The organism is Brevibacillus sp. BC25 (assembly GCF_000282075.1).
Lineage (GTDB): Bacteria > Bacillota > Bacilli > Brevibacillales > Brevibacillaceae > Brevibacillus.
Genome location: NZ_AKIX01000040.1, coordinates 1 through 13,105 on the forward strand (window position 1 = coordinate 1; position 13,105 = coordinate 13,105).

Below are 13,105 nucleotides of genomic sequence, written 5' to 3' on the forward strand. Positions count from 1 at the left end.
TGAAAAAAAAATTCGTCCACCAGCCGTTTTTGTCGCAACAGACCTAATGGCGGTTGGCGTCCTCAATTACTTGTACGACCATGGCGTTCGTGTACCAGAAGACATCTCCGTCATGGGCTTCGACAATTTGGAGCTTGCCTCACTTTCCCGCCCCATGCTCACCACCGTGCACAATGACCCGTTCATGTACGGAAAAGCCGCAGCAGAGCAACTACTCAGACAAATCCGCAATGAACCAGTAGAGAGAATGAGCACCGTCCCACACCATCTCGTGATTCGCCAAACTGTAAGCGCTTTACTGAAGTGAGGCAACAAGTCTTACCATATAGAAGAAGCAAACGAGTTTACGCATTCAAAAGGGGTGAAGAGATATGAAGCTTGGCGTATTTACCGTTCTTTTTAGCGAGAAGTCGTTCGAAGAAATGCTGGATCATGTGAAGGCAGCAGGTTTAGAGGCTGTGGAAATCGGCACAGGCTGCTATCCGGGCAATGCGCACTGCAATCTGGATGAGCTGTTGGAAAGTCCGGAAAAAAGACGAGCGTACAAAAAAGCAGTAGAGGATCGGGGATTGATAATCAGCGCGCTCAGTTGTCACGGCAACCCGTTGACACCAGATAAAAGCTTTGCGCAGCAGTCCCACGATACGTTTGTGAAAACGGTACAGCTAGCCGAGATGCTGGAGGTGCCTGTGGTCAATTGCTTTTCTGGCACGGCAGGCGACCACGAAGGAGCGAAGTACCCGAGCTGGCCCGTTGCTCCTTGGCCCAATGAGTATCGAGACGTGCTCCATTGGCAATGGAACGAGAAGCTCATTCCGTACTGGCGCGATTGGACTGCGTATGCGACTGAGCATCATGTCAAGGTTGCGTTGGAACTGCATGGCGGCTTTCTCGTCCACACACCTGGGACACTGCTGAAGCTGCGGGAACAGGTAGGCGAGGGGATTGGGGCAAACTTCGATCCAAGTCACATGTGGTGGCAAGGGATTGATCCGGTAGCTGCGATCAAAATCTTAGGCAAAGAAAAAGCCATCTATCATTTCCATGCCAAAGACACGTATATTGACCAGGAAAAAGTGAACATGTACGGGCTGACGGATATGAATTCCTACGCCAATCTACATGAACGTGCTTGGTATTTCCGAACCGTAGGCTATGGGCATTCACAGCAGACGTGGGTGGATATGATGAGTGCACTGCGCATGAATGGATACGATTATGTCGTGAGCATCGAGCACGAGGATGCCATCATGTCGATTGAGGAAGGCTTTCAGCGCGCTGTTCAAAACCTGCAGCAAGTCATCTTGCGGGAACCAGTCCAGAATCTATGGTGGGTGTAGGAGGGGAAAAAATGACGAATCGACGCAAATGGAAAATCGGAATCATCGGTGCAGGGGGAATTACAGAAGCACACTTGGAGGCGATTAAAGAAGAGCCGCGAGCAGAGGTAGTTGCCATTGCAGATATTTCCGCAGAAATGGCTTCTTATCGTGCGAAACGACATGACATTCCGCAGGTTTTCACTGAGTACGAGACGATGCTTCAAGAGTCTGATACCGACGCGATCATTGTTTGTGTCCCGAACTACTTGCATGCAGAAGCAACCAAAAGTGCGCTTGCAGCAGGCAAGCATTTGCTGTGCGAAAAGCCGATGGCGATGAATGCTCAGGAAGCAGAAGAAATGATCGAAGCCGCGAAGAAAGTAGACAAAATCCTCATGGTAGCACAAAATAACCGATTCCGAAGCGATTCCCTGCAAGTCAAAACATGGCTGAAGGAAGGAAAGCTGGGAAATATTTATCACGCCAAAACCGGTTGGGTCAGACGAAATGGGATTCCAGGATGGGGGAGCTGGTTTACGCAAAAAGAATGGGCAGGCGGCGGTCCGTTGATTGATATCGGCGTACATATGCTCGATTTGACCTTATGGCTCTTGGACCATCCAAAGCCTGTATCCGTCCTCGGGCAAACGTACGCGCAATTCGGGCCTCACAAACGCGGCTTGTCAGAGTGGGGAAGGATCGATGATAGCGGGAAGTTTGACGTGGAAGATATGGCAGTGGCGATGATCACCTTTGAGAACGGATTGTCGCTTACGCTCGACGCAAGCTGGGCTTCTCACATCGAAGAGGAAAACGTTTTCCTTCAACTATATGGACAAGAGGGTGGGGCATCCCTTCGTTTATTGGATAACCAGTTCACGCTTTACCACGAATGGAACGGCGTATCTGCCTCGACAGAATTAACACCAAAACCTCAAAAAGAACGCGTACTCTTATTCCGTAATTTCATCGACGCCATCGAAGGGAAGGCAGAGATTCTCTGCACACCGGAACAAGCCTTGTACATTAACAGATTGATCGAAGCCATCTACACATCCGCACAAAAAGGTGAAGCAGTCAAGTTTCTAACATGAGCATAGGGGGTTACTTAGATGAAAGTTGCGAAAAGACTTACATCCGTTGGACTTACCTTATTAATGGCCTTCTCATTGGCAGCATGTTCTTCCACACCTCAGCAAGCCTCTACAGATACAACCCCATCACAGCCTTCAACACCATCCGCAACTAAAACAGATCCAGCACCGCCCGCAGCCGAAAAAATTAAGCTTGTCTACGCACGAGGAAAAGACGCGACTGATTCCACCAAAAAGCTCGTAGAAGCTTTCCAAAAAGCCAATCCAAATATCGAAGTAGAAATCCGAGAGATGCCTGCCGATTCCGGGCAGAGTCATGATCAATACGTCACCATGTTCAGTGCACAATCATCTGAAATCGACGTGTTTGACCTGGACGTCATTTGGCCGGCTGAATTCGCACAAGCGGGTTATCTCCTGCCGCTCGATCGCCTGATGGAGCAAGATGGAATCGAAACCGGAAAATACATCAAAGGGGCAATGGATGCCGGGAACTTTGGCGGCCAGCAATGGACTATGCCCAAGTTTATCGACGCGGGACTCTTGTTTTACCGCAAAGATCTCGTAACCGAAGCACCAAAGACGTGGGATGAACTGATTACCCAAGCAAAAGCCACGAAGGGCAAGGGCGGCACGAAGTTCGGCTACTTGATGCAAGCCAAGCAATATGAAGGATTGGTTTGTAACTTTGTCGAGTTCAGTGCATCGTACGGCGGAAAAATTTTGGATGAGCAAGGCAAAGTAGCGGTCAACAATCCAGCTACGATCAAAGGATTGAAAAAAATGATCGAAGTCGTCAAATCCGATTTCGTCCCAACCAATATCACCACATTCATGGAGCCAGAATCACATACGGCATTCCTCGAGGGGCAGGCACCTTTTATCCGCAACTGGCCGTATCAGTTCGCGTTGGCGCAGGATCAGGCTCAGTCCAAAATCGTCGATCAAGTCGGGATCGCTCCACTGCCAGCAGGCGATGCAGGCTCCGCAGCAGCACTCGGCGGTTGGATGGGCGGAATCAACAAGTTTTCGAAGCACCCGAAAGAAGCATGGGAATTCCTTAAATTCATGACAGGTCCAGAAGGGCAGGAAATTTCAGCGGTAGAAGGTGGGCTCGCCCCAACCTACCTGCCAGCCTACGATGATGCCGATGTTCAAAAAGCCAGTCCGTTGTTTGCCAACAAAGATTTCGTCGATGGCGTAAGCGCTGCTGTATCTCGTCCAACAACTCCGATCTATCCAAAAATTTCGGAAGTGATCCAAATCGAGGTATCCAAAGCGCTCGTAGGGCAGCAAACAGCCGAGCAAGCGGTGCAAAACATGGAAACGCAGATGAACGACTTGATGAAAAAATAAGCGGCAACAAGTGGGGCTTCCAAGGGGGTCTAACCGGCTTCCTTGGAGGTTGCACAACGATCTGGCAAGCACAACCAAGCTTCTAGCGGGAAGGAAGGTGGTGAACGGATGAATCGATTAACCAAAATGTCTCTCTCAGAAAAACAGATGGGGTATTTGCTGATTTTTCCTGCACTGCTCATCATACTTGTTATCGCGATTTGGCCTGTCATGCGATCCTTTTGGATCAGTCTGCACGATATCCGGTTGAACGACCCGACGAAATCAGAGATTCACTCTTCATACGGACTAGATATGGAGCGCTACGTCAGCACGTTACCCAATCTGCTCCGGTATGTGAAGAGGGAGGTGGACTCTGCAGAAGGGTCATCAAAGGAAAAATTGAACGCGCTCCAAGCGCAAATCGAACAAATGAACACTTCCCTCAACCAAACAGGCGAGATCGCGAGCAGATACCAAATGATCGACCAGCTATTGCTGGACTTTAAACCAGTCCCCACAGAACTCAAATATGTGAGTCTCTCGAACGAACAAACAGACTCAATCAAAACCAGCTTGGCAGAAGTCAGAGCGGTCCTTTTACAAATGAGTGAACAAAAGCTGCTTTCGAAGCCAGAGGGTTCTCTAGGCGTGATCCAAGGCATTGAAGCTTCGATTATCGAGCCCAACTTTGTTGGTTTTGCCTACTACAAGAAGTTTTTAACGGACGCTCGGATGTGGGGGGCTCTGTATAATACTGCGTTTTTTACCGTTATCTCCGTTGCCATTGAATTGGTGCTCGGCATATTGATTGCACTGTTGATCAATCGACCTTTTCGTGGAAGGAGTCTTGTTCGAGCAACCGTGTTAATACCGTGGGCGATTCCGACTGTGATCTCCGCGATGATGTGGAAGTTTTTGTACGACGGGCAAAATGGCATCGTTGCCTATCTTTTTGAGCAGGCAGGGTTGATCTCAGATATGGGGATGCTCCTGACGACCAAGGCTGGAGCCATGTTTTCCGTCATTTTGGCAGATGTGTGGAAGACAACGCCGTTCATGGCTTTGCTCATATTCGCAGGCCTGCAAACGATCCCGCAAAGCTTGTATGAAGCAGCTTCTGTGGACGGTGCCACTCGCACCCAGCAATTTTTTCGTATTACGCTTCCTATGCTGAAATCAACCATTCTGGTGGCGCTATTGTTCCGTACGCTTGATGCATTCCGTGTATTTGATTTGATTTACACGCTGACAGGTGGGGCACCCGGGAACTCGACCGAGACCATTTCCATTTACGCGTATAAAACGATGTTTGCTCAAATGAGCTTCGGGGAAGGCTCAGCGCTTGCAGTCATTGTCTTTTTATGTGTGGCTTTGATCTCCATCGGCTATGTCAAAATATTGGGAGCTGATCTGCTGAGTGATGGCAGTGGCAAATAAGGAGGTGATTGGATGCGCAAACATACGGGTCCCTTGTTTTATGTGGGTTTACTGCTATTCGTTTTTCTTGTGATGTTCCCGTTTTTATGGATTCTCCTCGCAGCATTGAAGCCACCAGCGGAGCTGTTTGGAGAGCGAGCCTTTCATTTTATCATCCAAAATCCTTCTTTTGACAACTTTGTCCGCGTCTTCACAGAAAGACCGTTTGCCCGTTACTTGTGGAATTCAACTGTCGTGGCGACGTTAACTACTCTATACTCCATTACGATTGCTTCCTTTGCTGCATATGCGATTGCCTGGCTGTCCTTTCGGGGAAAGACGATTATTTTAGGTGTTGTACTGGCTGTGTCCATGTTTCCGCAGATCGCTACCATTTCACCAATTTTTATGTTCATGCAATCGATGGGCTTAACGAACAGCTACATAGGCCTGATCATTCCTTATACAACTTTTGCGCTGCCGCTTGCGATCTGGAATCTGACCATCTTTTTCCGCAAAATACCGAGTGATTTGGGCGAAGCAGCCAAAGTAGACGGCGCGAGCATTTGGCAGACGATGACCAAGGTATTTTTCCCACTCGCTATGCCTGGGGTTTTTACGACGGCCATCCTCGTTTTTATAGCAGCGTGGAATGAATTTTTGTTCGCCTTGACGTTGAATACACAGGAAGCGATGAAGACTGTGCCTGTGGGAATCGTCATGTTTCAAGGAATGTTTACAATCCCGTGGGGAGAAATATCTGCTGCCTCGATCATCGTGACGATCCCACTCGTAGTGATGGTATTGATTTTCCAAAAGCGGATTATCTCAGGATTGACTTCTGGGGCAGTAAAAGAATAAAAGGGAGTCATTCTATCATTTGTCCAGCAAGTGTGATTGTGATACGGTGGAAGCAGCAATCAGAAAGAGAGTTGACGGACGCATGAATAATCTTACAAAATTTCAGATTAACAGGCCTGCCCATGAAGTGTTCGAAGCTTTTGTGGACCCAGAGAAAATCGGCAACTTCTGGTTCTCTTCCAGCTCGGCAAGGTGGGAAGAAGGGAAGAACATTACGTTATTCTACGATATTTACAATGCAGAAGTAGGGATTACCGTTCACGAAATTGAAGTGAATAAACGAATCGTTTTCCAGTGGGCGGGAGAAGAAAATACTGTAACGATTACGTTAAAAGCGTTGGATGAAGCCACGACGATCATCGAAATGAACGAAGAGGGCTTTCAAGAAAATGATCCTGCGCTCCTGCAAAAAATGGTCGACAATAAAGAAGGCTGGGTTTACGTCTTAAGCTGTTTGAAGGGGTATCTGGAGCATGGGATCAACACATTAAGAGAAGGGCTTGTGAGATAGCCCCCGAATGTTTGCGAGACCATACTATGTAATAACGAGAAAGCCCGAACTTAAATGTATCGGGCTTTTCCTTTTGCACTATTTTATGCGGAGGCTGCGTTTTTTTCGCACGAGTGTGGATATGTTCACTTGCAGCTTATCCGCACACTGCTGCATGGTGTCTGTCTCTTTTAAGAGTCGTTGGATATACGCACGTTCAAACCGTTCAACCGCTTCTTTTAACGGCAACAGCTCATCCATTTTGGCGAGGTGGAGCGGCAGGGCAGTCTGCTGAGTATTGCGAATGGACGCCGGCAACTGATCAAATGTAATGCGCCCATTTTCACACATATGGAAAGAACGTTCCACCACATTTTTCAGCTCGCGAGTATTCCCTGGCCAATCATAATCCATCAGTGCCTCCAACGCATCTGTTTCGATGCGCATCTCTTGCTGGTACTTCCATTCGAGCTTTTTCAAATAGTAGAAAATGAGAGCTGGAATATCCTCGCGGCGTTCACGCAAGGGTGGAATGGTGAGGACAAGTACGTTTAGCCGGTAGAACAGATCCTGCCGAAAACGCTTTTGTTCGACCATCGCTTCCAAGTCGCTATTGGTGGCAGCAATGATTCGCATGTTAACCTGACGCGATGTTTTTCCCCCGAGTCTGCGAATCCGTCCATCCTGCAATACATTCAAGAGCTTCACCTGTAAAGGAAAAGGGAGGTCTCCAATCTCATCGAGAAAAATAGTTCCTCGATCCGCCAGCTCAAACAATCCCTCCTTCGATTGACTTGCCCCCGTAAAGGCGCCTTTCTCATAGCCAAACAATTCGGACTCGAGTAAATGCTCGGGAATGGCCCCACAGTTAATCTTAATGAATTCCCCTGTACGTCCGCTTTGGGCGTGAATGTAGTTCGCCATGACATCCTTACCGACACCAGATTCTCCTAGCAAGAGAACGGGGGAGTCGTTGGTCGCAAAGCGCTTGGCGAGTGAAGCTATTCGATGCATGAGCCCACTGCGATAAATGATCTGCTCGTCAAAGTCACTATCGGTTTGGATATGCTCCAAAGCCCTTTGATACGCGGAACTGATTTGACGTGTTTCCTCCAGCTCCCTCTGAAGCTGATTCAGCTCTGTGACGTCACGCACATTTCCCACCACAAACAATAATTCCTTGTTTGGATCGAGCAGCGGGGTAGCCGTATTGATCGCTTGCCGACCGTTCGCATAATCGATCACGACACTATGCGTTTGTTTTGTCAAAATCGTACGTACAGCAGAAGAGTCGGGAACAAGATGCATTTCTTTTTGCTCCATAAAGCTAAAATTGTTCAAGATGTCGGCGGGAACTCCCGTGATGTTCAAGTACGCCTCATTGTAGAGCAGGACGTAGCCGTTACGGTCACAGATCGCCAAGCCATCGTGGGATGTACTGAAGATGGTCGTCAGCAATTTTGCAAGCTCATGATTGTCACTGGTCTGGAAATACTTGGTTTGATACATCGAAGTCCTCCTCAGTAGGCTTGTAAACGGAATAGTCAGAATTAATCATCTATGTGCAATTATGCATATGCAAAAATGATCATTTTCGAATCGTTTTGTTGTGAAATCGCTTTCAAATGATTGGCATGCTATTTGCTCTTCTATAGGGACGAAAGTAGAAGCAAGACGATCAGAATCATATCTTCGAAAGACACCGCGGTGTTTTTCATTGAAAAAGAGAGGGATGTTTCCATGTCTTCATTATATCAGGTATTGAGTCCAGCGGGTGAGCTGGTAGGCGATCTCAAGGGGCAATTGGACGAGGCGACGATGATCAAGATGTATGAAAATATGGCGCTGGTTCGCCAGTTTGACCGCAAGTCGATTAACCTGCAGCGACAAGGAAGAATGGGCACGTATGCTCCCTTTGAAGGGCAGGAAGCTTCACAAGTAGGCAGCGCGATGGCATTAACACCTGGAGATTGGCTTTTCCCAACCTACCGAGACCATGCGGCAGCGATCGTCCATGGTCAATCCATGGCAAGGGTGTTCCTTTATTGGATGGGTCACATGGAAGGGAGTATTAGCCCGAAACATTTGAACATCATGCCGCCATGTGTGCCGATCGCGACTCAAATGGTCCATGCAGTAGGGACTGCTTGGGCGAGCAAGCTACAAAATGAAAAGCATGTCAGTATCGCCTACTTTGGTGACGGGGCAAGCTCAGAAGGCGATTTTCATGAGGCATTGAATTTTGCAGGCGTATTTCAAACACCGACCATCTTCTTCTGTCAAAACAACGGCTTCGCGATCAGTGTTCCGTTTTCACAGCAGTCTGCATCGAAAACGATTGCACAACGGTCGGCTGCTTATGACATCCCTGGGGTTCGGATTGACGGCAATGATATCTTCGCTGTTTGGCTGACCATGAAAGAAGCTATGCAACGTGGGTTAGAAGGTAAGGGACCGACATTAATTGAAGCAGTCACATTTCGCTATGGTGCACACACGACCGCAGATGATCCGAAGAAATACCGGGATCAAGAGAGTTTGTCTGAGGAATGGCGCCAAGAACGCGATCCACTCCAAAGGTTACGTGTGTATCTGGAGAATCAAGGGTTATGGAATGAAACGAAGGAAGCAGAGCTGGTTGCACGGGTGAATGAGCAGATCGACGCAGCTCTTGTCGAAGCAGAGAGCTATCCGAAGTCCAAACCGAAAGACATGTTCAAGCACGTCTACGCTGAACCATCGTGGATGGCAACCGAACAGGAGAGCGAGCTCGTCAAGCCATCGAAGCAGGAGGGAATCCCAGCATGAAACGCAAACTGACGATGATTCAAGCAATCACGGAGGCCATGGATCAAAAATTGGCAGATGATTCACGCATAATGCTACTCGGCGAGGATATCGGCGTGAATGGTGGTGTGTTCCGGGCGACGGAAGATTTGATTCACAAGTACGGTCCAGACCGTGTAGTGGACACGCCGCTAGCTGAGGCGGGAATAATCGGGGCGGCAATCGGTCTTGCCATGAACGGGAAAATTCCTGTGGTCGAGATTCAATTCCTTGCCTTTATTTATCCGGGCTTCGAACAAATAGTTTCTCATGCTGCACGCATGCGCTATCGGACTCGCGGTCAGTATCATGTACCGATGGTCATACGCACGCCGTACGGGGCAGGGATTCGCGGTCCTGAGCTGCATTCGGAGAGTGTCGAAACGTTTTTTGCCCATGTCCCGGGCTTAAAGGTTGTGGCACCAAGCACACCTTATGATGCAAAAGGCTTGCTGATTGCAGCAATGGAAGATCCTGACCCGGTCATTTTTTTGGAGCCGACCAAGCTCTATCGCGCATTTAAACAAGAGGTTCCGGAAGAAATGTATCGTGTACCCATCGGAAAAGCGAAGGTCGTCCAGGAAGGCTCGGATGTATCCATTTTTGCTTGGGGAGCGATGCTTCGTGTCGCAGAGGATGCTGCGAAACAGATCGAGCGCGAAAACGGCTTGAGCTGTGAAGTCATTGATTTGCGCACGCTCTATCCATTGGATCGGGATACGATCATAGCCTCGGTCAAAAAGACGGGACGTGCAGTTGTCGTACACGAAGCGCATAAGACTGCTGGGTTGGGTGCAGAGATCATTTCCATAATCAATGATGAAGCATTGATCTACATGAAGGCTCCCGTGAAACGAATTACCGGATTTGACGTGCCTGTCCCGCAATTCAGCATCGAGGATGATTATTTGCCAACGGCTGAACGCGTGAAGGACGGAATTATGGAAACGGCTACGTTTTAAGAGAAGGAGCGAGTCATATGGTTGAGTTCAAGCTTCCAGATGTGGGCGAAGGTATGCATGAAGGAGAAATCGTAAAAGTATTGGTTCGCACAGGTGAATCCGTTCTACAGGATCAGCCATTGCTCGAGGTGCAGACAGACAAGGTGAATGCTGAGTTGTCTGCGCCAGTGACTGGCATCATTCGTGAAATTTTGATATCGGAAGGGGAAACAGTAGAGGTCGGAACTACCCTTCTCGTGATAGATGCAGGAACGGAAGCAAAGAAGGAAGAGACAAAGCTTCCAGAAAAGGTCGTAAACCCGGATAAGACAGTCAATTTTGCACCAGCTCGTGCTGATCACCGCCGCTCATTGGCCACGCCATACGTTCGGCAGCTGGCACGGGAAATGAAGCTGGATATCGAGTTGGTCACGGGTACTGGAGCAGCGGGACGTGTGACGGAAGAAGATTTGCGACAATTCGCCAATCGACTGCAAAAATCAGCACCAGCTAAGTTTCCGACGACGGTTTCTGGCAATGAGCGTCTGTTGGAGGCAAGTACAGTGGCGGTTGAGACTGAACCGGTTGTTCAGCCGAAAACAGGGACAGCTACTCGTGTAGCCACTTCGTCGCAGGGAGATATCGAACGGCTACCATTAAAAGGCATCCGGAAAAAGATTGCCGAGCATATGGTGAAATCAGTTACCATCATCCCGCATGTTACTTCAGTTGATGAGCTGGAGATGGATCAGCTGCGTGCTTTGCGCGAAAAGTTAAAGCCACATGCGGATAAGCGAAATATCAAGCTGACCTTCCTGCCGTTCTTTATCAAGGCGCTGGTCATTGCACTAAAGGAATTCCCGACGCTGAACGCATCGATTGACGATCGTACGAATGAAATTTTGCTCAAGCGCTTTTACCATATCGGCATTGCAACCGATACGCCTGAGGGCTTGATCGTACCAGTCATCAAGGATGCAGACCACAAATCGATTTTTCAACTCGCAGAAGAAATCGATCAACTGGCACGCTTGGCTCGTGAAGGCAAATTGACCATGGAACACATAACAGGTGGCACCTTCACGATCAGCAATGTAGGTCCAATTGGGGGACTGCAAGCAACTCCAATCATTAATCACCCCGAGGTGGCGATTATCAGTTTGCACAAAATGGAGAAGCGCTGGGTCGTGCGTGAGGATGAAGGGGTCATTCGCTGGATGATGAACCTGTCACTTTCGTTTGATCACCGCCTGATCGATGGCGTGACAGCGGTACGTTTTACCAACCGGATCAAGGAGCTGCTGGAAGATCCGAATCTATTGTTTGCGGAGATGGTATAGATGGTAGTCGGCGAAGTAGCAGTCGAAACAGATGTGGTTGTTATCGGTGGTGGGCCAGGAGGTTATGCAGCCGCTATTCGTCTCGGACAGCTGGGGAAATCGGTCGTTCTGATTGAAAAAGAAGTACTGGGTGGGGTCTGCTTGAATCGCGGATGCATTCCGTCGAAAGCATTGATTCATACAGCAGGCGAATACCACAAGCTAAGTAGTCTGAATAAGCTTGGAATCCAACTGCCGGAAGGGAAAGCGACCTTCCATATGCCGAGCTGGCAAACGTGGAAGTCTTCTGTCGTTGCTCAACTGAACAAAGGGGTCGATTATCTCTGTCAGGCCAATGGAGTTACAGTCGTGAAGGGGACAGCGACATTTCTCTCGAGTGATCGGATAGGTGTCGAGACGGGTGGCGATTTTGAAACGTACAAATTTAAACAAGCGATTATCGCGACAGGATCACGTCCATTTATTCCATCATTTTTGAAAACAGATGGAGAATATATTCTGGATTCTACTGATATGCTGGCACTGGATGAAGTACCGGCGACACTGGCCATAATCGGCGGGGGCTATATTGGAATGGAGCTCGGGATGGCGTTCGCCAAGCTTGGATCGCAGGTGACCATCATTGAGGCAACCGAGCGCATTTTGCCGCAAACAGCTGCCCATCTCTCTCAGGAAGTGCTCAAGCAGGCGAAACAGCTCGGGATGACGGTAAAGATCGCGACAAAAGTAGAGAAGGCTGAAGTAGCGAACGGAAGAGTCACACTCGCGTGCACTTCGGAAAAGAACGGTTCCGAAAATATCACCGCACATAAAACGCTCGTCACTATAGGGCGAGTGCCTAACACAGGTGAACTCGGACTCGCGCAGGCGGGAGTAGAAATGGACGAGCGAGGCTATATTTCCGTGACGCCGACTGGCAGTACGAACAAGGCGCATATTTATGCCATCGGCGATGTAACACCTGGCCCTGCGTTAGCCCATCGTGCGACGAAGCAAGGGATTGTGGCAGCCGAGGTTATCGCAGGGCTGCCTAGTAGCGTAGATTCCCCGTATTTACCTTATGTGATTTTTACCGAGCCGCAAATAGCGGGTGTGGGGATGACACGCGAAGAGGCTGAGCTTCAAGGGTACAAAGTCAAGGCAGCGGTGTTCCCTTATCGGGCGAATGGCAGAGCACTCGCCATGGATGAAGGAGAAGGTTTTGCGGAAGTGATAGTGGATCACGAAAGTCATTTATTGTTGGGAATGCACGTTGTAGGTGCTGATGCATCGAACCTGATCGGGGAGGGTGTGCTGGCACTTGAGCTTGCTGCACGTGTAGAAGATGTGGCGTTAACCATGCATCCGCATCCGACTTTAAGCGAGGTATGGCTGGAGGCTGCCGAAGCGGTGTTAGGTCATGCCATTCATATCGTAAACAAAACAAAAGTAGCTGTGAACAAATAGAATGATCGTGAAACCTTAAAGAATAGTGACG

The 13,105-nt window shown here is 48.9% G+C and carries 12 protein-coding genes; 11 read left to right on the forward strand and 1 reads right to left on the reverse strand.

The genetic code is table 11. The features are described from left to right. The 7 genes from PMI05_RS12040 to PMI05_RS12070 all read left to right on the forward strand — a co-directional run. The coding region (locus PMI05_RS12040) for a substrate-binding domain-containing protein (protein ID WP_007721642.1) at nucleotides 1-307 on the forward strand (307 nt) is incomplete at its 5' end. Nucleotides 308-371: 64 nt separating this feature from the next. Then, on the forward strand, nucleotides 372-1,340 hold the full coding sequence (locus tag PMI05_RS12045) for a sugar phosphate isomerase/epimerase (RefSeq protein WP_007721644.1): 969 nt from the start codon (nucleotides 372-374) through the stop codon (nucleotides 1,338-1,340). Between the two features lie 11 nt (nucleotides 1,341-1,351). Further along, nucleotides 1,352-2,416, forward strand: a complete 1,065-nt coding sequence (locus PMI05_RS12050; protein WP_007721646.1) for a Gfo/Idh/MocA family protein — start codon at nucleotides 1,352-1,354, stop codon at nucleotides 2,414-2,416. An 18-nt stretch (nucleotides 2,417-2,434) separates the two neighbouring features. After that, complete coding sequence (locus PMI05_RS12055) at nucleotides 2,435-3,772, forward strand: ABC transporter substrate-binding protein (protein WP_007721648.1); 1,338 nt, start codon at nucleotides 2,435-2,437, stop codon at nucleotides 3,770-3,772. A 108-nt stretch (nucleotides 3,773-3,880) separates the two neighbouring features. After that, the gene (locus tag PMI05_RS12060; protein ID WP_007721650.1) at nucleotides 3,881-5,191 is read left to right on the forward strand and encodes a carbohydrate ABC transporter permease; all 1,311 of its coding nucleotides are present in this window, start codon (nucleotides 3,881-3,883) and stop codon (nucleotides 5,189-5,191) included. A gap of 12 nt (nucleotides 5,192-5,203) precedes the next feature. After that, nucleotides 5,204-6,031: a carbohydrate ABC transporter permease gene (locus PMI05_RS12065; protein WP_007721651.1), complete on the forward strand. Its 828-nt coding sequence runs from the start codon at nucleotides 5,204-5,206 to the stop codon at nucleotides 6,029-6,031. Nucleotides 6,032-6,050: 19 nt separating this feature from the next. After that, nucleotides 6,051-6,542, forward strand: a complete 492-nt coding sequence (locus tag PMI05_RS12070; protein ID WP_007721653.1) for an SRPBCC family protein — start codon at nucleotides 6,051-6,053, stop codon at nucleotides 6,540-6,542. A gap of 78 nt (nucleotides 6,543-6,620) precedes the next feature. Here the strand turns inward: PMI05_RS12070 and PMI05_RS12075 are convergent, their stop codons facing one another. Then, nucleotides 6,621-8,030 carry a sigma-54-dependent Fis family transcriptional regulator gene (locus tag PMI05_RS12075; RefSeq protein WP_007721655.1) on the reverse strand — a complete coding sequence of 470 codons (1,410 nt, stop codon included), beginning with the start codon at nucleotides 8,028-8,030 and terminating at the stop codon, nucleotides 6,621-6,623. A 231-nt stretch (nucleotides 8,031-8,261) separates the two neighbouring features. Here PMI05_RS12075 and pdhA point away from each other — a divergent pair, with 231 nt between their 5' ends. From pdhA to lpdA, 4 genes are read left to right on the forward strand one after another with little or no spacing between them, the layout of a single operon-like run. Further along, entirely contained in the window at nucleotides 8,262-9,329 is a 1,068-nt protein-coding gene (gene pdhA, locus PMI05_RS12080) for a pyruvate dehydrogenase (acetyl-transferring) E1 component subunit alpha (RefSeq protein ID WP_007721657.1), read from the forward strand. Beyond that, complete coding sequence (locus tag PMI05_RS12085) at nucleotides 9,326-10,309, forward strand: alpha-ketoacid dehydrogenase subunit beta (protein WP_007721659.1); 984 nt, start codon at nucleotides 9,326-9,328, stop codon at nucleotides 10,307-10,309. The genes pdhA and PMI05_RS12085 overlap by 4 nt, the downstream gene beginning before the upstream one ends. A 17-nt stretch (nucleotides 10,310-10,326) precedes the next feature. After that, the gene (locus tag PMI05_RS12090) at nucleotides 10,327-11,628 is read left to right on the forward strand and encodes a dihydrolipoamide acetyltransferase family protein (RefSeq protein WP_007721661.1); all 1,302 of its coding nucleotides are present in this window, start codon (nucleotides 10,327-10,329) and stop codon (nucleotides 11,626-11,628) included. Continuing rightward, the gene (gene lpdA, locus PMI05_RS12095; RefSeq protein ID WP_007721663.1) at nucleotides 11,629-13,074 is read left to right on the forward strand and encodes a dihydrolipoyl dehydrogenase; all 1,446 of its coding nucleotides are present in this window, start codon (nucleotides 11,629-11,631) and stop codon (nucleotides 13,072-13,074) included. The last annotated feature ends 31 nt before the right edge of the window (nucleotides 13,075-13,105 follow it).

What these genes read in the sequence shown, in the direction of transcription:
- PMI05_RS12045 (WP_007721644.1), top strand. Translation starts at nt 372, where the DNA reads ATGAAGCTTGGCGTATTTACCGTTCTTTTTAGCGAGAAGTCGTTCGAA.
- PMI05_RS12050 (WP_007721646.1), top strand. Translation starts at nt 1,352, where the DNA reads ATGACGAATCGACGCAAATGGAAAATCGGAATCATCGGTGCAGGGGGA.
- PMI05_RS12055 (WP_007721648.1), top strand. Translation starts at nt 2,435, where the DNA reads ATGAAAGTTGCGAAAAGACTTACATCCGTTGGACTTACCTTATTAATG.
- PMI05_RS12060 (WP_007721650.1), top strand. Translation starts at nt 3,881, where the DNA reads ATGAATCGATTAACCAAAATGTCTCTCTCAGAAAAACAGATGGGGTAT.
- PMI05_RS12065 (WP_007721651.1), top strand. Translation starts at nt 5,204, where the DNA reads ATGCGCAAACATACGGGTCCCTTGTTTTATGTGGGTTTACTGCTATTC.
- PMI05_RS12075 (WP_007721655.1), bottom strand. Translation starts at nt 8,030, where the DNA reads ATGTATCAAACCAAGTATTTCCAGACCAGTGACAATCATGAGCTTGCA.
- pdhA (WP_007721657.1), top strand. Translation starts at nt 8,262, where the DNA reads ATGTCTTCATTATATCAGGTATTGAGTCCAGCGGGTGAGCTGGTAGGC.
- PMI05_RS12085 (WP_007721659.1), top strand. Translation starts at nt 9,326, where the DNA reads ATGAAACGCAAACTGACGATGATTCAAGCAATCACGGAGGCCATGGAT.
- PMI05_RS12090 (WP_007721661.1), top strand. Translation starts at nt 10,327, where the DNA reads ATGGTTGAGTTCAAGCTTCCAGATGTGGGCGAAGGTATGCATGAAGGA.
- lpdA (WP_007721663.1), top strand. Translation starts at nt 11,629, where the DNA reads ATGGTAGTCGGCGAAGTAGCAGTCGAAACAGATGTGGTTGTTATCGGT.